Source organism: Streptomyces marianii (genome assembly GCF_005795905.1).
In the GTDB taxonomy this organism is placed as follows: domain Bacteria; phylum Actinomycetota; class Actinomycetes; order Streptomycetales; family Streptomycetaceae; genus Streptomyces; species Streptomyces marianii.
Genome location: NZ_VAWE01000001.1, coordinates 6,355,058 through 6,375,400, shown reverse-complemented (window position 1 = coordinate 6,375,400; position 20,343 = coordinate 6,355,058). Strand labels below are relative to the sequence as shown.

The window sequence follows — 20,343 nt, the reverse complement described above, 5'->3', positions numbered from 1 at the left end:
GCTGCCGAACGCTCCCCACCGCCCCCGTGCCTCCCGCGGGCGAGCCCCGCAGCGGGCACGGCGTCGCGCCGGTCGAGGGGCCGTCAGGGGTCCGCCAACCCGTCCGGCGCCGGACGGACACGCAGGCCGCGTCGCGAGAGCCCACACCCGCCCGGGGCGGAGACGGCCGCCGCCCCGGCTCAGTCCACCCGTGGGCGTACCAGGCCCGATTCGTACGCGATGAACACCAATTGCGCCCGGTCGCGGGCGCCGAGCTTCGCCATCGCCCGGTTCACATGCGTCTTGACGGTGAGCGGGCTGACCTCCAGCCGGTCCGCGATCTCGTCGTTGGAGTGGCCGCCTGCGACGAGGACGAGGACCTCGCGCTCGCGGCCCGTCAGCGCGGCCAGCCGTTCCGAGTACGCCCCGGAGCCCCGTCCGTCCTCCGAACTGCCGCCCTGTGCGAGGAACTCGGCGATGAGCCCCTTCGTGGCCGCGGGCGAGAGCAGCGCGTCGCCGGCGGCTGCGATCCGGATCGCGTTCAGCAGTTCATCGGGTTCCGCGCCCTTGCCGAGGAACCCCGAGGCCCCGGCCCGGAGCGACTGGACGACGTACTCGTCCACCTCGAACGTCGTCAGCATCACCACCCGCACCTCGGCGAGTCCGGGGTCGGCGCTGATCATGCGGGTGGCCGCGAGGCCGTCCGTGCCCGGCATCCGGATGTCCATGAGGACGACGTCGGCGCGAGCCGAGCGGGCGAGTTCCACGGCCTCGGCGCCGTCCGCGGCCTCCCCCACGACCTCCATGTCGGGCTCGGAGTCCACCAGCACCTTGAACGCGCTGCGCAGCAGAGCCTGGTCGTCGGCGAGCAGCACCCTGATCGTCATCCGTCCTCGTCCCCCTCCGCGCCGGCCTTGACCGGCAGTATCGCCTGCACCCGGAAGCCGCCTCCGAAGCGGGGGCCCGCGGTCATCGTGCCGCCGAGTGCGGTGACGCGCTCACGCATGCCGATCAGGCCGTGCCCGCCGCTGCCGCCCCCGGCCGCCGGGTCGCCGCCGGCGCCCTCCCGCACGGTGCCGGCGGGGCAGCCGTCGTCGAGGACGGTGACCTCCACGGTCCGGCCCACCCGTACGACGCTCACCTCCGCCTTGGCCGCCGCCCCGGCGTGCTTGCGCACATTGGTGAGCGCCTCCTGGACGATCCGGTACGCGGCGAGGTCGACAGCGGCGGGCAGTGCGGTGTCCTGGTCGGTGCGGGCCAGCTCGACCGGCAGCCCGGCCCGCCGGAAGCCGTCCAGCAGCGGGGCGAGGACGGCGAGTCCGGGGGCCGGTTCGGTGGGCGCCTCGGGGTCCCCCGACTGCCTCAGCAGACCGACGGTGGCCCGCAGCTCGTTCAGCGCCGAACGGCTCGCCTCCCGCACGTGCGACAAGGCCTCCTTGGCCTGGTCGGGGCGCTTGTCCATGACGTGCGCGGCCACTCCGGCCTGGACGTTGACCAGGGCGATGTGGTGGGCGACGACGTCGTGGAGGTCGCGGGCGATCCGCAGCCGCTCCTCGGCGACACGGCGGCGGGCCTCCTCGTCGCGGGTGCGCTCGGCCCGTTCGGCCCGCTCCCTTATGGCGTCGACGAAGGCACGCCGGCTCCGTACGGCGTCGCCCGCGGCCGCCGCCATGCCGGTCCAGGCGAAGATGCCGAGGTTCTCCTGGCTGTACCAGGGCGCGGAGCCGAACAGTATGGCCGACCCGGTCAGCACGGTCATGGTCAGCAGGCCGACCCGCCAGGTCGTCGGCCGGTCGGTGCGGGAGGCGACCGTGTAGAGGGCGATCACCGCGGACATCGCGACGGGCGCGGGCGGGTCGCCGGCAACGAGCTCGGCGACGGACACGGCACCGGTGACCGCGAGCACGGTCACGGGGCGGCCGCGACGGAACACGAGGGCGCCGGCGGCCGCCGTCATCAGCAGCAGGCTGCGGAGCTCGGGCGTGCGGGTGCCGAACGTCGGCCCGTGCGGCCCGTGGGGGTCGGCGAACGACGCGACGACCATGCAGACGAGCACCGCGGCCGCGAGGCCCGCGTCGAACGCCGTCGGATGCGCGCGCAGCCAGGAGCGGGTCGGCGCGAGCCGGCTGAATCCGGTCAGAGGTGCGGTCACGTCAGGCAACGGTACGGGGTCGGGTCCGCGCGCGGTCCGGGCGGAGGCAGAGCCCCGGGGCCGGGCGGCGGGAGCCGGGGGCAGTGGGCCCGTGGCGCGCGGACGGGCGGACGGGGCGGACGGGCGGACGAACCGCGGGCCGGAGGGAAGCATCCGAACGCACGGGCGGCGGGCGGGAGGCGGTCCGGCCGAGGCGGAACCGGGGCGGGTCCGGACCGAGGCGGAACCGGGGCCGGATGGCGGGAGGCGGGCCCCAGGGCCGGACGCAGGCGCTCGGGCCGGACGACACGTCCCGGGTCGGACCGGGGGCGGGAACGACGCGGCCCGCGGCCGGACGGGGTTGTCCGGGCGCGGGCCGTCGTCGAAGCGGGAGCCGGGCCGGACGTGGTGTCCGGCCGAGGGCCGTGGTCGAAGCGAGAGCCGGGGTCAGCCCGGGATGAGGCCGTTGTCGCTGAGCATGGCGCGGACCTCGTCGAGCGTCGCGTCCGGGGAGGGCAGGATCAGCTCGGAGGGCTCCAGTGCGTCGTCCGCGAGCGGTGCCCCGCAGCGGCGCACCTCGTCGAGCAGTGCGCACAACGTGCGGCGGAAGCCGTCCCGGTCACCCGTCTCCATCTCGGCCAGCAACTCGTCGTCGAGCTTGTTCAGCTCGGCGAAGTGGCTGTCCGCCACGGTCCACTGGCCCTCACCCATGATCCGTACGATCATGACGCGCCGTCCCTACTGCTTGTCGAACTTGTGCTGGGTACGGCCCTGGGCCTGGTCCTGCGCCGAGCCGTCGCCTCCCTCGATGGCCTGCTGCTGGGTGCCGCCTCCGGCCAGCTCGGCCTTCATCCGCTGCAGCTCCAGTTCGACGTCCGTGCCTCCGGAGATGCGGTCCAGCTCCGCCGCGATGTCGTCCTTCGCCATCCCGGTCGGGTCGTCCAGCGCCCCGGACGCCAGCAACTCGTCGATGGCACCGGCCCGCGCCTGCAGCTGGGCGGTCTTGTCCTCGGCGCGCTGGATCGCCAGACCGACGTCGCCCATCTCCTCGGAGATGCCGGAGAACGCCTCGCCGATCCGGGTCTGGGCCTGGGCGGCCGTGTACGTGGCCTTGATGGTCTCCTTCTTCGTGCGGAAGGCGTCGACCTTGGCCTGCAGCCGCTGGGCGGCGAGGGTGAGCTTCTCCTCCTCGCCCTGCAGCGTCTGGTGCTGGGTCTCCAGATCGGTGACCTGCTGCTGGAGCGCGGCGCGACGGGACAGCGCCTCGCGCGCCAGGTCCTCGCGGCCGAGGGCCAGCGCCTTGCGGCCCTGGTCCTCCAGCTTGGAGGACTGGCTCTGGAGCTGGTTCAGCTGCAGCTCCAGGCGCTTGCGGGAGGTCGCCACGTCGGCGACGCCGCGGCGGACCTTCTGCAGCAGCTCCAGCTGCTTCTGGTACGAGTAATCGAGGGTCTCGCGCGGATCCTCGGCCCGGTCAAGGGCCTTGTTTGCCTTCGCGCGGAAGATCATCCCCATACGCTTCATGACACCGCTCATGGGCTTCGCGCGCCCCCTTCTGACGGACTCAGCTCCGGCTTCTCCAGAACCCACAGTACGGGCCCTGCATCCATTACCGCACTGTTCGGGCGCCGATGCGCTCATCCCCAAGGACGACCTGCGGGCCGTCCCGCTCCCGCGCAAGGAGTAGGTGGTCTTCGGGGGAGGCGGCGGTCGTGTCGCCCGGGGCGCGTTCCTGCTGCTCTGCCCCGTGAAGACGCGCGCCGTTGCCGGATCGTTCCCCAGGGGGCTGGGGCAGTCGCCCGCCACCCCGTACCCTTGTGTTTTGTGTTCCGTAGCCGTTCCAAGGAAGAGAAGGCCCCCACCGGCAAGGTGACGGCGGACCTCTCCAAGCAGCCCCGCGACCCCGAGGCCCCCAAGGGCCGCCCGACCCCGAAGCGGAGTGAGGCCCAGACCCAGCGCCGCCGGGCGCAGTCGACCCCCCTCGACCGCAAGGAGGCCATGCGCCGCCAGCGCGAGGCGCGCCGTACCGACCTGGCGAAGCAGCGCGAGGCGCTGGCCGGTGGCGACGAGCGCTATCTGCCGCCGCGCGACAAGGGCCCGGTGCGTCGCTTCGTCCGCGACTTCGTGGACTCCCGGTTCTGCATCGCCGAGTTCTTCCTGCCGCTGGCGGTGGTGATCCTGGTGCTCTCCATGATCCGCATCCCCCAGCTGCAGAACATCGCGATGCTGCTGTGGCTCGGCGTGATCGTGATGATCGTGATCGACTCGATCGGCATCTGGTTCCGGCTCAAGAAGCAGCTGAACGAGCGCTTCCCGGACGAGCCGAAGCGCGGCGCGGTGGCCTACGGCCTGATGCGCACGCTCCAGATCCGCCGACTGCGTCTGCCCAAGCCCCAGGTCAAGCGCGGAGAGCGGCCCTGAGCACGGACGTCTCCTCGAAGTCCGACGTCTCCGGCAGAGGCGACGTCTCCGGTTTCGCGAGCGGGGCCGCCGCCTGGCTGCAGGGCCTGGGCGGGCTGCGCAACACGGTCCGGCAGGAGCTGGTGGCCCGGCAGCTCGACGAGCAGCTGGCCGCCCGCTTCCCCGTCGGGCAGCGGCTGCGCGTCCTCGACGTCGGGATGGGCCAGGGCACCCAGGCGCTGCGTCTGGCGCGGGCCGGGCACAAGGTCACCGGTCTGGAGTCCGACTCCGGGATGCTGCAGGTCGCGCGTGAGGCCCTGGCCCACGAGCCCGAGGGCATCCGGGAGCGCTTCCGGATGATCGAGGGCGACGGCCGGGACACGGGCGTGCACTTCCTGCCCGGTTCCTTCGACGTGGTGCTGTGCCACGGCGTGCTGATGTACGTCGAGGAACGGGACGCGATGCTGGCGGGTCTGGCGCGGATGCTGGCACCGGGCGGTCTGCTGTCGCTGCTCGTGCGGAACGCGGACGCGCTGGCGATGCGGGCCGGACTGGCCGGGGACTGGGACAGGGCGCTGACCGCCTTCGACACGGACACGTACACCAACCGTCTCGGCCTCCAGGTGCGCGGCGACCGGCTGGCGTCGCTGACGGCGACCCTGGCGGGGAGCGCTGCGCCGCTGCACGCCTGGTACGGGGTGCGGGTCTTCACGGACACCGCGGCGGACGACGCCGAACCGCCGTCCGGGGACGAGCTGACCCGGCTGCTGGCGGCCGAGGACCGCGCGGGCCGGACGGACCCGTACCGCTCGGTGGCGGCGCTGCTGCATCTCTGCGGAGTGCGCGGCCAGTAGCGACGCGTACGGGCCGGCGCCCGTGCGGATCGCAGGCCGTACGGGCCGCGCGGTCCGCCGTGCGGGCGGGTGCCTGCGCACCGGGGCGGTGACGGACTCCGGCGGACGCCGGGCCGGCTCGCCCGGGGTGGCGCCCGCGGCACCCGATCGCACGAAAGGCGGCACCCGCTCAGGCGGCGCTGCCGTCGGTGCGTCCGTCTCCTTGTGACCACTGCATCAGACACGACCACGACGGACATCCCCCGTCTGCCCGCCCGAGAGACGTTCCGGGCGCTCTACCGCCATTTCCGGCCGCACCGCTGGACGGTCGCGTTCGGGGCGGTCCTCGCCCTGCTCGGGGCCGTGAGCGGACTGCTCCAGCCGCTTGCCGCGAAGTCCCTGGTGGACCGGCTCGGCGCCGGCGAGTCGATCAACGGGATCCTGCTGGTGCTCACCGCGCTGGTGGTCCTCGGCACCGCGATCCACGCCTTCGGCGCCTACGTACTGGAACGCACCGCCGAATCGGTCGTGCTCGCCGCTCGCCGGACGCTCATCGGCCGCCTGCTGCGGCTGCGGGTGCCGGAAGTGGAGCGCACCCAGCCGGGCGATCTCATGTCCAGGGTCACCTCGGACACCACCCTCCTGCGGGCCGTCACCACCCAGTCGATCGTCTCGGCCGTCACCGGGTCCCTCTCGTGCGTCGCGACGCTCGTGCTGATGGCGGTCCTGGACGCCGTTCTGCTCGGCGTCACCGTGGGGGTGATCGTCCTGATCGGCGGGGCCGTCGCACTGGTGATGCCGAGGATCGCGCAGGCCACCCAGCGGTCGCAGGAGGCGGTCGGGGAGATCTCCACCGTGCTGGAGCGGGTGTTCGGCGCGTTCCGTACGGTCAAGGCGTCGGGCGCCGAGGAGCGCGAGACCGCGGTCGTGGAGACGGCGGCGCGGCGCGCGTGGCGGTACGGCGTGCGGACGGCGAAGTGGCAGTCGGTGGCGGCGTCGTCCGTAGGGCTCGCCGTGCAGGTGTCGTTCCTGGCGGTGCTGGGGATCGGTGGGGCGCGGGTCGCCTCGGGGGCGATATCCGTGTCCACCCTGATGGCGTTCCTGCTCTACCTCTTCTACCTGATCGAGCCGGTTACCGAGCTGGTCGAGGCTGCTTCCCAGTACCAGGTGGGGTCGGCGGCCGTCGCCCGGATCGCGGAGGCGGAGCGGCTGGAGACGGAGGAGCTGCACCCGGCCGGACCGGAACGCCCGGCGGGGGCGCGGAGGCCGGAGGTGGCGGCGGAGCCGGCGGGGGCGCGGAGGCCGGAGGCGGGGCCGGGCGCCCCCGGCGGGGCGGCGTCCGTACGGTTCGAGGACGTGAGCTTCCGCTACCGGGACGATCTACCGTACGTCCACCACGGGGTCACCTTCGACGTACCCGGCCCCGGGATGACGGCCTTCGTCGGCCCGTCGGGCGCGGGCAAGACGACGGTCTTCGGCCTCGTCGAGCGGTTCTACGAGCCGTCCGGCGGACGGGTGCTGGTCGACGGCAGGGACGTACGGGACTGGTCCCTGCCCGCACTGCGCTCCGCCATCGGCTACGTCGAGCAGGACGCTCCGGTGCTGGCCGGAACCCTGAGGGAGAACCTGGTCTTCGCGGCGCCCGGCGCGACGGAGGACGAGATCCGGGACGTCCTCGTCCGGGCGAGGCTGGACGCGCTCGTGGACCGCTTGCCGGACGGGCTGGATACGGTGGTCGGGCACCGCGGCTCCAAGCTCTCGGGCGGCGAGCGCCAGCGGGTCGCGATAGCCCGCGCCCTGCTCCGCCGGCCCCGGCTGCTGCTCCTCGACGAGGCGACCTCGCAGCTGGACGCGGTCAACGAACTGGCGCTCCGGGACGTCGTCGCCGAGGCCGCCCGAGAGGTGACCGTCCTGGTGGTCGCCCACCGGCTCTCCACCGTGACGCTGGCCGACCGGATCGTGGTGATGGACGCGGGGCGGGTCCGTGCGGTCGGCACCCACTCGGAACTGGTGGCGGAGGACCCGCTCTACGGGGAACTCGCGGCGACGCAGTTCCTGTCCGCGGCGCGGTGAGAGGGCGGAGGCGCCGTCGCCGCGGAGGCGCGGGGACGCCGTCGCCGCGGAGGCGCGGGGACGCCGTCGCCGCGGAGGCGCGGGGACGAGGGCCGCAGAACGCGGGCCCGTCGGAAGCAGCCCCGACCCATGCAGCCCGTGGACTGCGGAACCGTCGAAGGCAGACCCGCCGGAAAGCGGGCCGGCCCATGCCGCCGTGGACTGCGGGGCCCGCCGGAAACAGACCCGGAGCGCGGGCCCGTCGAAGGCCCGGCCGGAACGAGAGACCGCGGGGCCCGCGGCGCCGCGTCGGCGGCGCCCCGGGCCCCGCGGCTGCGAGGGGTCAGCTCTCGGCGTGCAGGCTCATGGGGCCGTAGACGCGGCTGCCGTCCTCATAGAGGAAGACCTGGTCGGCGCCGCCCTCCTGGAGATCGCGCCAGACCTCGCCGATCCAGGACTCGGCGTCCCCCTGCGTGCTGAACTCCTCCGGCTCGACGGCCGGCTGGACCTCCGTCCCGTCGGACTTCTCGAACCGCCACGTCCATGCCATGTGCGCCTCCCGGTCCCACCACGTGATCGCTCTGCCGATCGTCCTTGCCGATCACCTTGCTGCCCGCAGCGTAGCCGGGCGCGCACCCGCCGCGGGGACGCGGGAAGATCGTGACCGTGGAACTGACTCTGCTCGGCACCGGAGCCCCCACCGGACTCCCCCGCCCCGACTGCACCTGTGCCGTCTGCGCCGCCGCCCGCGGCGACCGGGCGCGCGCCGCGACGGCCCTGCTCGTGGACAGCGCACTGCTGCTCGACCTGACGCCCGGTGCCGCGCTGGCGGCGGCTCGCGCGGGCCATTCGCTCGTGGGCGTACGCCAGGTGCTCCTGTCGCACCCGCACAGCGGGCCCGCCGTGGAACTGCCCGCGGGGCTGCCGTCGGCGGGGCGGGTGCCGGACGGCCAGGAACTGACGCTGATCAGCGGGCACCGGGTGCGGGCGGTGGCGCTGGACTCTCCGGGCACGGGCTACGAGGTCACCTCGCCCGACGGGGAGCGGCTGCTGTACCTGCCGCCCGGCGGGGCACCGGCCGGTGCCACGGACGGCGATCCCCTCCCGTACGACATGGTCGTCGCCGATGTGCTGGGGCGGCCGGACGGACTGGCGAAGCTGCGGGCGCGGGGTGCGGTCGGGCCGGCGACCGACATCGTCGCCGTCCACATCGACCACGACGTCCCGCCCGGCCCCGAACTCGACCGGCGGCTGGCGGCGGCGGGCGCCCGTACCGCACCGGACGGGACGACGCTGTACGTGGGCGAGTACCAGGACGTGCCGGACGTGCCCCGGCGGACCCTCGTCACCGGTGGGGCGCGGTCCGGGAAGTCGCTGGAGGCGGAGCGGCGGCTGGAGTCCTTCCCCGACGTGGTGTACGTGGCGACGGGCGGGACGCGCGGCAGCGACACGGAGTGGGCGGAGCGGGTCGCGGCCCACCGCGAACGCCGGCCGGGGAGTTGGCGGACCGTGGAGACCTGCGACCTCGTCCCGCTGCTGGCCGAGAACGGCCCTCCGCTGCTCATCGACTGCCTGGCGCTGTGGCTGACGGACGCGATGGACCAGGTGGGCGCCTGGGACGACGAGCGCTGGGAGGCGGTCGGCCGTGCGGCCCTGCGCCATCGCACGACCGCGCTCGTCGAGGCTCTGCGCGCCACGCGCCGCACGGTCGTCGCCGTCACCAACGAGGTCGGTTCGGGCGTCGTCCCCGCGACCTCCTCGGGCCGCCGCTTCCGGGACGAACTGGGCCGTCTGAACGCCGCGTTCGCCTCCGAGTGCGAGCACGTGCTGCTGGTGGTGGCGGGGCAGGCGCTGCCGCTCCGGTGACCCCGGGCGGGGGCGACGGCCCCAGCGCGGCACCGCCCCGGCCCGCCGACGCCGGTTCCGGGCCCGGCGACGGACTCCGGGCCCGGGGAGGTCCCGTGGCGGCCCCGCACGAGCCGGCCCGCCCCGTCGCCGGGGCGCGGGACGAGGCCGGTACAGCGCCTCCCGAACGTTCCCCGCCCGGAGACGCCCCGCGGGCCGGGCCGCACCACCGGTGAACCGCGCGCGACCGGCGCAGCCGACCCTCCCGGCCCCCGGACCGCGGGCGCGGGAGCAGGGCCGTGGTGCTGCTCCCGCCGCCGGAATCCCGACGCGGCCCGGCGGCGGGACACCGGGCGCGGGCCGGTACTGTTCGGCGAATGAGCTCGCTGAATCTCGACGACTTCTCCGATCTGATCGAGCGCCCGGACAGCGGTGTGCGGCGCGATGCCGAGGAACGCCGGGAGCGGCTGGCCGTACCGCCGGGTGCCCTGGGGCGGCTGGACGAACTGGGTGAGTGGCTGTCGGCGGCGCAGGGTGCCGTACCGGTTCGGGCCGTCGAGCGGCCCCGGGTGGTGCTGTTCGCCGGAGACCACGGGGTGGCGGAACTGGGTGTGTCCGGCCGTGCGGCGGGCTCGGCGCACGAACTCGTGCGGTCCGTGCTGGACGGTGCGAGCCCGGTCGCGGTGCTGGCCCGGCGGATGGGCGTGCCGGTGCGGGTCGTGGACGCCGGTCTGGACTGCGACCCCGACCTGCTTCCGGAGGACGTCGTCCGGCACCGGGTGCGGCGCGGAAGCGGCCGGATCGACGTCGAGGACGCACTCACCCCCGAGGAGGCCGAGCGGGCCGTACGTCTCGGCGTGGCGATCGCCGACGAGGAGGCCGACGCCGGCACCGACCTGGTCGTGCTCGGCGACCTCAGCGTCGGCGGTACGACGCCCGCCTCCGCTCTGGTGGCCGCGCTGTGCGGTACGGACGCTTCCGTCGTCACCGGCCGCGGCGGCGCAGGCATCGACGACCTGGCGTGGATGCGCAAGTGTGCGGCGATCCGCGACTCACTGCGCCGGGCCCGGCCCGTGCTGGGCGACCAGTTGGCCCTGCTGACGGCCGTGGGCGGCGCGGATCTGGCCGCGACGACCGGCTTCCTGCTGCAGGCGGCGGTCCGCCGGATGCCGGTGATCCTGGACGGGGTCGTGTCGGCCGCGTGCGCCCTCGTCGCCCAGCGGGCGGCGTTCCGGGCGCCGGACTGGTGGCTCGCGGGGCAGGTCAGCGGGGAGCCGGCCCAGGCGAAGGCGCTCGACCGGATGGCTCTGGAGCCGCTCCTGGAGCACGGGGTCACGGTCGGGGAGGGCACCGGCGCCCTGCTCGCCCTCCCCCTCGTCCAGGCGGCCGCCGCGCTCGCCGCGGAGCTGCCCGAGCGCCCGGCCGGCAGCGGGAGCGACGCCGGGGAGGCCACCCCGGCCGAGGCGGGGAGCGGAAGCGTGGCCGCCGGCGACGGCGAGGCCCGCTGAACGGCGACGCCCACCGACACGAGCGGGTGCGGCGAGCAGCCAGCCGCGCCCACCCGCCCGCTCACGGAGCACCACCCGGGCCCGGCCGCCCGCTCACGGAGGCACCGACACGGCCCGCCCGCCCGCAGGCCACGGCAAGGCCCACCGACACGAGCGGGTGCGGCGAGCAGCCGGCCGCGCCCACCCGCCCGCTCACGGAGCACCACCCGGGCCCGGCCGCCCGCTCACGGAGGCACCGACACGGCCCGCCCGCCCGCAGGCCACGGCGAGGCCCACCGACACGAGCGGGGACGACGAACCGCCGACCGAGCCCACCCGGTCAGTCGCAGGGCGCACCTGCCGCTGGCCACCGGCGCACCCGCCACCCGACGAGGCGCCGGGCACCCACCACCCGCCACGCGCCACCGGCGCACCCGCCAGTCACCGGGCGCCCGCCGCCGACGCACCCACCACGCGCCGCCGGCACACCCGCCGACGCACCCACCACGCGCCGCCGGCACACCCGCCGACGCACCCACCACGCGCCGCCGGCGCGCCCGCCGACGGACCCGTTCGCCGGCCGCCGGCGAGAGATCGGGATCACTCCGGCCCGAGTCAACTTCCGGGTGTTCCGCCGGGTCTTGGAACACGGCGCGACGCTCGGGCGGAACGGCGCCGGGGGGTGCTCGCCATCCGGCCCCGGGAACCGCCCCGCCGGTGGTGGAACGAGTCGTCGTACCGCGCCCATGCCGAGTACCGACCCGTCCGGGAGCCGCGTTCCATGCTCGCCCACGAGGCCGCCGATCCCCTGCGGACCGGCACCGTCCGCCGCCCGCCCGGGCCGGCCCGCCGCGCGCCCTCGGCGGACGGCCGGTGAACCGGGCGCGCGCGTTCGCGCGCCGTGAGTGGGGGCCGCTGTACCGGACCGTGCGCACGGCCCTCACGACGAGGTCGTGGCGCGCGATCCCCCTCACACTCACCGCGGTCTGCCTCACCGCCCTCTGTCAGCTCGTACAGAACCGGCCCTGGGGATACGGGCCGGTGCAGAGCATCGGCTCGGTGCGCGCCGACGACCCGCTCTGGCTCGCTCTGCTGCGCACTCCGCTCTCCCTGTTCGTCCCGGCGCTCGACCTTCCGGTGTGGGGCGCGCTGGCGCAGATCCTCCTGGTGTTCGGCATCGCCGAGATCTGCCTGGGCCGGCCGCGCACACTGGCGGTCGCGTACGCGGCGACGCTCGCCGGGACCTTGTACGCCCGGGCCGGGGTCGCGCTCGGGCCGGACCATCCGCTCGGGCTGCCCGCCTCGGACGCCCACGTCGTGGACACCGGGCCGTCGGCCGCGGTGGTCGGCCTCGCCGTGTACGTGTGCGCCCGCTACGCCGCACGGCTGACGATGGGTCTGGTGGTCGTCGCCATGGTGGTGGAAGTGGTGGTGAAGCCCAATCTGGCCGGCAAGGAGCACCTGGCGGCGATCGCCGGGGTGTTCGTGGCACTGGCCGTGACGGCGTGCATTCAGCGCGGTTCGCGGTCCCGGCCGGATCCCGGTGCGCCGGTCATCGGCAGCCGGTCCGGGGCGCCGCCGATCAGATCCTGGAACTTCCGGCGCGGCCCGCTCCAGCGCCGGTCGTGGCGGAAGGCGCGCAGCATCGACCTGGCCCGGGAGCGCGGGCGGTGCCGGTAGAAGCGCCTGGCCCAGAGCGAGGTGGGTCTGGCCAGCCGCAGCGCCCCGATGATCGCGACGAACGGCACCAGGGTGCCGATGACCGCCATGCGCAGCTTGCCCTTGAAGAGTGTGATCAGGACGAACATGAAGTTGACGGCGAGGGTCAGCAGGAAGGCCCGCCGGTCGTCGCGTTCGTCCGCGGTGAGGTCGTTGACGCCGAGCGGCGCGAAGCCGCCGAGGGTGAGCAGCAGCACGGACGCGGTGAGGACGACGACTTCGACGCTCTTGCGGCCGTCCTCGGTCCAGTAGACGTCGTCCAGGTGGAGGATCAGCGCGAACTCGTCCAGGACGAGCCCGGCGCCCACGCCGAAGACCAGGGCGAACACCACGGTCCCGGCGCCGGTGTGCTGGCTGCTGGCGACCGAGCCGAAGCCGCCGACCACGGTGAGCACGACGCCCGGCACCACGTGGTGGATGTGGAGTCCGCCCGCCTTGACGTTCCCGAAGGGCCCCTTGCCCGCCCGGATCATCCGGGTGACGGTCCGGGTGACCAGGAAGGTCAGGACGAACGAGGCCAGCGCGAGGAGCAGCGGGAGCTTCCCGGGCTCCACGATGTTGCGGTAAAACCAGTGACCCATGCCACCCGCTCCCGTTTTGTCCGTCATGCGCAATTTACCGTCGTGGCGCACCGGCTACCCTGCGCGCGGTGAGCTCCCTCAACACAGACGGACCCGTGGGCCTGCGGTTCGCCTTCGGCACCCTCACGGTGCTGCCGGTGCGCGTGACCCGCTGGGACCGCGACGCGGCACGTTCCGGAATGCGCTGGGCCCCGCTCGCCGGGCTCGCCGTCGGCCTCTGTGCGGCGGCCGCCGGCGGGATGCTCCTGCTGCTCGGCGCGGGCCCGCTGCTCGCCGCGGTCGCCTCCGCCGCCGTGCCCGCCGTGCTCACCCGCGGTCTGCATCTGGACGGACTCGCCGACACCGCCGACGGCCTGGGCAGCGGCAAGCCCGCCGAGGACGCGCTGAGGATCATGAAGCGGTCGGACATCGGCCCGTTCGGGGTGATCACCCTGCTGTTCGTGCTGCTGGCCCAGGTCTCGGCGCTGTACGAACTCTACGGGCGCGGCTGGGCGTACGGGGCGACGGCGGCGGCCACCGCCGGAGTCGTGGCCCGACTGGCGCTGACGCTCGCTTCCCGCACCGGCGTCCCCGCAGCCCGCCCGGAGGGGCTGGGCGCGATGGTCGCCGCCACCGTCCCGGTGCGGCAGGCGCTGGCGGTCACCCTCGTGGTCGCCGCCGTCTGCGCCGCCTGGGGAACGCTGCCGGGCGGGTACGGGCCGCTGCGGCTCGCGCTGACCGTACTCGCCGGGACCGCCGCCGCCGAACTGCTGCTGCGGCACTGCGTCCGGCGCTTCGGCGGGGTCACGGGCGACGTGTTCGGGGGGATCGCGGAGACGGCGGCCACCGCGGTGCTGCTCGCGCTCGTCGTCGGGTCGCCCTGGTAGCCGGCCGCGCCGGGCACCGGCGAGCGGCGGGCACCGGCGAGCGGCGGGCACCGGCGAGCGGCGGGCACCGGCGAGCGGCGGGCACCGGCGAGCGGCGGGCACGGGCGAGCGGCGGGAGCCCGCACCGGACCCCGGAGGCCGCCCGGTCCCGCTGCCTGCCCACCCGCACGGGCGGCAGGTCCCCGGTGGAGCCGGGTCAGCAGGGCCGGCGCCAGGCGTCCAGTTCGTAGCGCTTCAGCATCGAACTCAGTCCGAGCCGCCGCGCCTGGGGGCAGAAGCGGCCGGCCGGCACCTCGTACTCGACATGGAAGACGGCCTTGCCCGCCTCGACGAACGGCGTCAGCGCCGCACACTCCGCGTACTGCGCACACTGTTCGTTGACGGCGAAGTCGAAGTCGCCGACGAGCTCGGGGATCTGGTCCAGGTCGTTCTTCAGCCCGACCGACATCCCCCGCTCATGGGCCATCCGGGCGATCAGCCGGTTGTAGCGGAGCTGGTCGCCGGCGGTGAGGGGGAAGCCGGTGTCGTTGGCGTAGCCGTCCATGTTGTCGGGCTCGACCGCGTCGAAGCCCTTGTCCCGGCACATGTCGAAGCGCTCGGCCATCAGCGGCTCCAGCACGTCCGTGCGGCGGATGTCGAGCCAGCGCTCCCCCGGCCAGCCGTTCCCCTTGCCGAGCAGTTCCCGGGGGAACCGCGCGGCATCGGGGCGGAACTCCTCCCAGGCGCCGGTGGACAGGTAGCAGATCACCTTCCGGCCGCGCCGCTGGAGGTCGGCGACCGTGGACCTCGGGTGCTCGAAGCCGTCGATGTCGTACACCGGGACGTCCACGTCCCGGTCCAGCCGGCCGCTGAGCTGCCACTGCCACGGCGTGCCGGGCCCCGGCAGCCAGCGGGTGGTGCGCGGCGGCGCGGGGTCGTCCGGGACGGAGGTGCAGCCGGCGAGCAGCAGCAGGGCCATGAGCGGCAGCAGCAGGCCTCTCGTCCGGGCGGGAAGGCTCATGTCCGGGGCTCCCTCAGCGATGTGCGGTGATCCGGCCCAGCTGAGCACAGACCAGCAGGACGAGCACCGCCGACGCGGCGGCCGGGACGAGAAGCAGCTCCGAACCGGGCAGGAGCGGCGGGAGGAGCGCGGCCGCACAGCACACCAGTGCGGGACTCAGCACGGCCCCGAACGCCTGGAGCAGCAGCCCGTTCCACAGCACCGCCCCGAGCAGCAGCACACCGGCCGCGGTGGCCGGGTCCGGGCCGGCTCCCCCGCCTGGCCACAGCAGCAGCGCGGCGGCCATGAGCGTCAGCAGGGCGCCCGCGTACCCGGCGAGGGCACGCACCAGCGCCGCCGCGACCGACATCCGGAAGGCGCGCGGGGAGGTGCAGGCCCGCAGTCCGGCGAGGCTGTCGGCGCGGAACCGGTACAGCAGCCACTCCGCGGGGCCCATGCCGAGAGTGAGGGCCACCGCGAACGGCGGTGACTCCAGGGCGACATGGAGCACCAGCACCCCGGAGCCGAGCCCGAAGAGGCCGTACGGCACCGAACCGCCCAGCCCTCCCGGCCCCGTGCGCCGGCATCCGTTCCGGCCACGGCCGGCTGAGCCCGCCGACCGCAGCACGCCCGTGACCGCGCCCGCCGCGAGGCCCACGGCCGCGGTGACCGACGCCAGGGGGAGCACGAGGTGCGCCCAGGCGGGCACCGGGTGCACCGCCGCGAGCAGCACCCCGCCCACCAGCGGCAGCAGGGCCGGCAGCAGGACACGCTCCCGGCCGAGGACCAGCAGCACCGTCGCCGCGGCGAGATAGAGCGACTGTCCCGCGGCGAACAGGAGCGCCGGAACATGAACGGGTGCGGCGGCCGCGGCGGCGGCAGCGCCGAGCAGCACCCCCACGGGCGCGCCCCGCAGCAGCGCCCGGGCCGCCGCCGGGCGTTCGCCCAGTCCCAGCCAGGTGTAAGCGCGGTGGGCGAGGGCCTGGTTCCAGGCCCAGCCGGCCAGCGCCGCCGCCAGCAGCGGGACGTGGGCGGGGCGACCGGCCCCGAGGACCGGAGCGGCCAGGACGTGGCCGAGCCCCGGGAGGGTGAACAGCAGGCCCCGCAGCAGACACACGAGGAGCGCCGGGCTACCGGGGCCCGGCGGCGGTTCCTCGGACCGCGGGAAGCGCCGCTCGACGCGCGCGTACAGGTCCTCCGCGAGGGCGAAGGAGTCGTCGTGTCCGTACCGCCGGCGTATCTGCTCGTCCGTCAGCCCGTCGGACTCCAGCAGCGCCGCCACCTCGTCGGGATGGACCGCGGTCGCCACGAAACCGGCCAGCCGCCCGGCCAGTTCGTCGACCGGGTCGCTCCCGGCCCGGGCGGGGCCCCGCTTGTCCGGTGTCGGCGGCAGGGCGTCCCGCACGGCCGTCCCCGGGCCCTTCGGCCGCGGCGTGCCGCTCACCGGGTGCCCCCTCCGGCGGACGCGGAGGGTTCGGACCAGTGGTGCCCCCAGGCCGTGTGCTCCTGGTACCAGGGGTCCCTCAGCTCCAGGGTCCAGTCGGCGACCGTCTCGGCGGCCGGCGGCTCGTACACCGCCCCCGGCGTACCGGCGAGCTCCCGGTAGATCTGCCGGAAGGCGTCCACCGAACGCCTCAGGGTGAAGAGGTCCACGACCCGCTGCCGGGCACGGCGGCCCAGTTCGGCGCGGCGCGCGTCGTCCCGGAGCAGTTCCAGGGCGGCGGCGGCCAGCGCCTCGGGCTCGCGCGGCGGGACCACCAGGCCGGTGTCGCCGACGGCCTCGCGCACCCCGCCCACGTCGGTGGACACCGTCGTGCGCCCGCAGGACATCGCCTCGATGATCGAGAACGGGAAGCCCTCGCTGATGCTGGAGAGCATCACGACGTGCCCCGCGGCGTACGCGCGCGCCACGTCGTCGATCCGGCCCTCCCAGAACACCCCGTCGGCGACGCCCAGTTCGGCGGCCAGCTTCTCCAGCCCGGTGGCGTACCACTCGCACCCGGCCGGCGCCGCGCCGAACAGCCGCAGCCGCAGGTCCGGGACCTCCGCCCGGGCCAGGGCGAAGGCACGGACCAGCGTCTCGAGGTCCTTGACGGGGTCGATCCGGCCGGCCCAGCTGAGGGTGGGCACGGACGGTTCGGCCCCGGCGTGCGGGAAGGCGCGCGGGTCGACGCCGTTGTAGACCGTGCGGATCTTTCCGGGGAGCGCGCCGCCGCGCTCCTCCCAGCGCCGGTTGTAGTGGTTGCACGGGGTGATCAGATCGGCGCGCTCGTAGCCGAGTGTGTTGAGCTCGCGGTAGAAGCCGAGCATCAGCGCCTTGACCGGCCAGCGCGGTGCCTCGGTGCGGTATCCGAGGTAGCGCTCGCGCAGATAGACGCCGTGCTCGGTGAGGAGGAACGGCACCCCGTCCAGGCGCTGTGCGGCGAGTGCGGGCAGGGTGGCGAGGCCGCTGCTGACGGCGTGGGCGACGCTGCCCCCCGGGATGCGCACCGCCAGCGGGCGCAGAGCGTGTTCGAGCAGGTCGACCGCGGTGAGGGCGTCGTGGACGGTGGGTCCGGCGGCGGCGGTGGGCAGGGATTGCCGGGTCCACAGGCGCATCAGGGTGCGGACGGCGGCCTCGGTGCGGAGTGCGGCGGAGAGCCGGCCCCCGCGCGCCTCGTCGGCCAGCTCGTCGAGCGCGGGGCCGAAGTCGGCGTGTGCCTCGGGGGCGAGCAGGGACAGCAGGAAGCGCTCGAGGGTGTCGAGGAAGCGGCTGCGGTCGGCGCCGCGGCGCGGGGAGCGGCCGCGGCCGGGCCGCGGCCCCCACAGCGGAACGACGGTGTGGGCGCGGACGTTGGGTGGCAGCTCCCAGGTGACGGGCTCACGGCCGCTGCCGGTGAGGGAGATGACGGTGAAGTCGACCTCGGGCATGCCCCGGACCAGTTGGTCGCACCAGGTGCTGACACCGCCGTGGACGTGTGGATAGGTGCCTTCGGTGAGCATGGTGACACGGCGTCCCTGGCTCATCGTGCTGTGTCCCCCTGGACATGACGGTGTTGACGTACTGAGGGTCTGAGGGTGCTGAGGCCTCGAAGGGCCGGGGCCCGTGAGGTGCCCCCGGCACGAGCGGGGCGCGCGGAAGCGCGGGGCGACGCACCCCGGCCGTGCGGGCCGGGGTGCGCGCGGAACTACCGGGCCGGCCCGGTCAGGAGGGCAGCCGCAGGGTGACGGCGGACTGCAGCAGCTCCGGCTGGGTCCAGGCCGAGCGCTGACCGGCGTAGGCGGTGCCGAAGACGCTCGTGCCGAGCAGGAGTTGCTTGCGGGTGCCCTCGGGTGCGGTGACCGGGACGACCACGCCGGTGGGGGCCTGGACGGTGACGGTGGTGCCGATCCGGTACGCGGTGACCCGGCCGGCGTCGAGGGCCGACTGCCAGGCGGCGCGGCGGCCCAGTTCCGTGCCGGCGTCGCGGTGGCGCGGGTTGACGAGGGGTGTGTTGTCGGCGAACAGCGCCCGGTAGTCGTCCAGGATCCGGTCGAGGACGGGGTAGAGGATCCGGCCCTCGGCCAGGTTGGACTGGTGGACGTAGTGCGGACGAGGGTCGTTGGCCACGATGTGGCCGAGGGCGATCCTGGCCTCCTGCGGGACGATGTACGTGCCGTAGCCGGTGGCCACGTCGAGCGGTTCGTCCAGGCAGGTGGAGGCCGGGTTGGTCTCGCAGATACCGCTTCCGCCGTCGGCCCGGGAGGTGTAGATCCAGTTGTACTCGTCGGCCATCTCGGCCGCCGTGCCCACGTTGTAGTACACGTTCATCGGGTGGCGGGGCACGGTGACGGCGCTGCCGACGGGGCGCTGCTGCGGCTCGCGGGAGTTGTCGCTCGCGATCCACCTGACGCCGTTGTCGGCGAGCGCGGGCGCCAGGTTGGGGTTGTCCACGGGCTGCTGCGGAAGCGTCTTCAGCCCCGAGTGCTCTCCGGTGACGAGCTCCGTGCGGTCGACGGAGACGCCCTTGCTCACCGCCCAGTCGAGGTTGTCGCGGATCTGCGCGGAGATCTCGGCGCGGCTCATCCAGCGGATGTTGCCCGCCGAGTCCTTCGAGCACTGCCAGGGGACGACGGAGACGTCCTGGACACAGCCGAGGAACGGGTGGGTGTAGGTGTGGTTGACCCAGCGGTACTGGGCCCGGTCGGCGAGCAGCTGCGCGGTGAGCGCGTCCGCACCGCCGTTCTCGGCCTTCCACTCCTCGCCGGCGCCCGCGTTGTAGACCATGTCGAGGGTGAAGCCGCTGGTCTGCTGCCACTGGGCGGCGTACTGCGCGTCGGCGGCGGTCATCCTGATGTCCGGGGTCTGCTCGCCCGCTCCGCCTGCGCAGTCGATGTCTCCGGGCGTGCAGTTGCGCTCGGTGTCCCAGCGGGCGTCGGGCGCGAAGACGTCGTCGATGTGGACCGAGAAGTAGTTGCGGCTCTGACCGAGGTGGACGCCCTGGGTGAGCCATTCGACGATGCCGCGCGCCAGCAGCCGGAACTGCCGCTGGTGCTGGTTGTACGCGAAGGTGACGACGAGCTCGCTGCGCCCGTCGTGGGCGTACTCCCCGAGGAGGCTGGCGCGGCCCTCGCCGCCCGGCACCGGGGCGTCCACGAAGCTGGTGAATCCCTCGCGCGGGCGGGCCAGGTAGCCGTAGCTCTCGCTGATCCCCGGCGCGTTGTCCTCGAAGGCCAGGGCGCCGTCGAGGTACCCGAACGGACCGGACCGGCCCGCCGCGGTCACCGCGGCCGCCGTGCCGTCGAGCGTGCCGGACCAGCCGCCCTCGCTGGTGTAGTCGAGCCCCACTCCCGGGTGGGCCCAGGTGTAGGCGTCGACCTGGCGGACGCCGAACCGCTTCTCGTACGCGACGAGCGCGGCCTGCTCGGCGGTCCCGGCGGAGTCCGACCCGAACGGGGCCTCGTTCGGCAGCACCACTCCCTGGTACTTGGCACGCGGCCGGCCGCTCACGGTGTCGCTCAGGAACTCCGCGTCGATCTTCGGACGGCCCGGGTCCCCGAGGTCGAGCACGCTGTACGGGACGCCGGTGCTGCGCAGCTCGGAGGTGACGGCGGCGACCGCCGAGCCTCCGTCGTCGACGACGAGGACCTTCAGGTCGACCCTCGGCACCGGCTCGGCGGCCGCCGCCGGGGACGCGGGCAGTGCCGCCGCGAACAGCGCCGACGTGGTGAGCGCGACCGCCGCCGCGCCGAGCCTGCCCCCTCGGCCGGGCCCCCGCCCGGCCGTTCCCCCGTGAAGCGCGCCCGGCGCGGATGCCCGGCCGGATCCGCTCGTCAGTGCACGCGTGCCGAACCCCGTGGCGAATACGGGTGCCATGGTGTTTCCCCCACCCCTTGTTGATCCTCCCCTGCGAAGACACCGGGGAGGACATGTGGAAATCATGCAAAGCAGCCACTTGCTCCCTTGCGCATTCGGCCCGAGTGTGGCGCAGGACTCGCCGGTCGGGTGGGCAACT

16 protein-coding genes and 1 pseudogene are annotated in these 20,343 nt (G+C 74.7%); 7 read left to right on the top strand and 10 right to left on the bottom strand.

Features of this window, described 5'->3' with window-relative positions:
- Window positions 1-179: 179 nt before the first annotated feature.
- The 4 genes from FEF34_RS28930 to FEF34_RS28915 all read right to left on the bottom strand — a co-directional run bounded on the left by FEF34_RS28930 (window position 180) and on the right by FEF34_RS28915 (window position 3,643).
- Window positions 180-866 carry a response regulator gene (locus FEF34_RS28930; RefSeq protein ID WP_138055775.1) on the bottom strand — a complete coding sequence of 229 codons (687 nt, stop codon included), beginning with the start codon at window positions 864-866 and terminating at the stop codon, window positions 180-182.
- Window positions 863-2,131, bottom strand: a complete 1,269-nt coding sequence (locus FEF34_RS28925) for a sensor histidine kinase (RefSeq protein ID WP_138055774.1) — start codon at window positions 2,129-2,131, stop codon at window positions 863-865. The genes FEF34_RS28930 and FEF34_RS28925 overlap by 4 nt, the downstream gene beginning before the upstream one ends.
- Window positions 2,132-2,557: 426 nt before the next feature.
- Complete coding sequence (gene pspAA / locus FEF34_RS28920; RefSeq protein ID WP_138055773.1) at window positions 2,558-2,836, bottom strand: PspA-associated protein PspAA; 279 nt, start codon at window positions 2,834-2,836, stop codon at window positions 2,558-2,560.
- A gap of 12 nt (window positions 2,837-2,848) precedes the next feature.
- Window positions 2,849-3,643 carry a PspA/IM30 family protein gene (locus FEF34_RS28915; RefSeq protein ID WP_138055772.1) on the bottom strand — a complete coding sequence of 265 codons (795 nt, stop codon included), beginning with the start codon at window positions 3,641-3,643 and terminating at the stop codon, window positions 2,849-2,851.
- Between the two features lie 288 nt (window positions 3,644-3,931).
- On the opposite strand from FEF34_RS28915, the gene FEF34_RS28910 reads away from it, so the two are divergent.
- The 3 genes from FEF34_RS28910 to FEF34_RS28900 all read left to right on the top strand — a co-directional run bounded on the left by FEF34_RS28910 (window position 3,932) and on the right by FEF34_RS28900 (window position 7,413).
- Window positions 3,932-4,528: a DUF3043 domain-containing protein gene (locus tag FEF34_RS28910; protein WP_171053134.1), complete on the top strand. Its 597-nt coding sequence runs from the start codon at window positions 3,932-3,934 to the stop codon at window positions 4,526-4,528.
- A gap of 122 nt (window positions 4,529-4,650) precedes the next feature.
- On the top strand, window positions 4,651-5,361 hold the full coding sequence (locus FEF34_RS28905; protein ID WP_138055771.1) for a class I SAM-dependent methyltransferase: 711 nt from the start codon (window positions 4,651-4,653) through the stop codon (window positions 5,359-5,361).
- Window positions 5,362-5,565: 204 nt separating this feature from the next.
- On the top strand, window positions 5,566-7,413 hold the full coding sequence (locus FEF34_RS28900) for an ABC transporter ATP-binding protein (protein ID WP_138055770.1): 1,848 nt from the start codon (window positions 5,566-5,568) through the stop codon (window positions 7,411-7,413).
- 322 nt (window positions 7,414-7,735) lie between these two features.
- On the opposite strand, the gene FEF34_RS28895 is transcribed toward FEF34_RS28900, so the two are convergent.
- Window positions 7,736-7,942: a hypothetical protein gene (locus FEF34_RS28895; protein ID WP_138055769.1), complete on the bottom strand. Its 207-nt coding sequence runs from the start codon at window positions 7,940-7,942 to the stop codon at window positions 7,736-7,738.
- A gap of 116 nt (window positions 7,943-8,058) precedes the next feature.
- Here FEF34_RS28895 and FEF34_RS28890 point away from each other — a divergent pair, with 116 nt between their 5' ends.
- From FEF34_RS28890 to FEF34_RS41540, 3 genes and pseudogenes are all read left to right on the top strand, one after another.
- The gene (locus FEF34_RS28890) at window positions 8,059-9,258 is read left to right on the top strand and encodes a bifunctional adenosylcobinamide kinase/adenosylcobinamide-phosphate guanylyltransferase (RefSeq protein ID WP_171053133.1); all 1,200 of its coding nucleotides are present in this window, start codon (window positions 8,059-8,061) and stop codon (window positions 9,256-9,258) included.
- A gap of 365 nt (window positions 9,259-9,623) precedes the next feature.
- Window positions 9,624-10,745: a nicotinate-nucleotide--dimethylbenzimidazole phosphoribosyltransferase gene (gene cobT / locus FEF34_RS28885; protein WP_407698361.1), complete on the top strand. Its 1,122-nt coding sequence runs from the start codon at window positions 9,624-9,626 to the stop codon at window positions 10,743-10,745.
- Window positions 10,746-11,597: 852 nt separating this feature from the next.
- A pseudogene (locus FEF34_RS41540) lies at window positions 11,598-12,314 on the top strand (hypothetical protein); the annotation flags it as partial.
- On the opposite strand, the gene FEF34_RS43990 reads toward FEF34_RS41540, so the two are convergent.
- A complete protein-coding gene (locus FEF34_RS43990; protein ID WP_138055767.1) occupies window positions 12,236-13,024 on the bottom strand; it encodes a hypothetical protein in 789 nt (262 codons plus the stop codon). The pseudogene FEF34_RS41540 and the gene FEF34_RS43990 overlap by 79 nt on opposite strands.
- Before the next feature lie 68 nt (window positions 13,025-13,092).
- On the opposite strand from FEF34_RS43990, the gene FEF34_RS28870 reads away from it, so the two are divergent.
- Complete coding sequence (locus tag FEF34_RS28870; RefSeq protein WP_138055766.1) at window positions 13,093-13,890, top strand: adenosylcobinamide-GDP ribazoletransferase; 798 nt, start codon at window positions 13,093-13,095, stop codon at window positions 13,888-13,890.
- Between the two features lie 196 nt (window positions 13,891-14,086).
- Here the strand turns inward: FEF34_RS28870 and FEF34_RS28865 are convergent, their stop codons facing one another.
- The 4 genes from FEF34_RS28865 to FEF34_RS28850 form a co-directional block, all read right to left on the bottom strand.
- Window positions 14,087-14,890, bottom strand: coding sequence for an endo alpha-1,4 polygalactosaminidase (locus FEF34_RS28865; RefSeq protein WP_138055765.1), 804 nt, complete (start codon window positions 14,888-14,890; stop codon window positions 14,087-14,089).
- A 13-nt stretch (window positions 14,891-14,903) separates the two neighbouring features.
- Window positions 14,904-16,313: a hypothetical protein gene (locus FEF34_RS28860; RefSeq protein ID WP_138055764.1), complete on the bottom strand. Its 1,410-nt coding sequence runs from the start codon at window positions 16,311-16,313 to the stop codon at window positions 14,904-14,906.
- Complete coding sequence (gene pelF / locus FEF34_RS28855) at window positions 16,310-17,875, bottom strand: GT4 family glycosyltransferase PelF (protein WP_138055763.1); 1,566 nt, start codon at window positions 17,873-17,875, stop codon at window positions 16,310-16,312. The genes FEF34_RS28860 and pelF overlap by 4 nt, the downstream gene beginning before the upstream one ends.
- A 178-nt stretch (window positions 17,876-18,053) precedes the next feature.
- Complete coding sequence (locus FEF34_RS28850) at window positions 18,054-20,204, bottom strand: hypothetical protein (protein ID WP_234042604.1); 2,151 nt, start codon at window positions 20,202-20,204, stop codon at window positions 18,054-18,056.
- Between the last annotated feature and the right edge of the window lie 139 nt (window positions 20,205-20,343).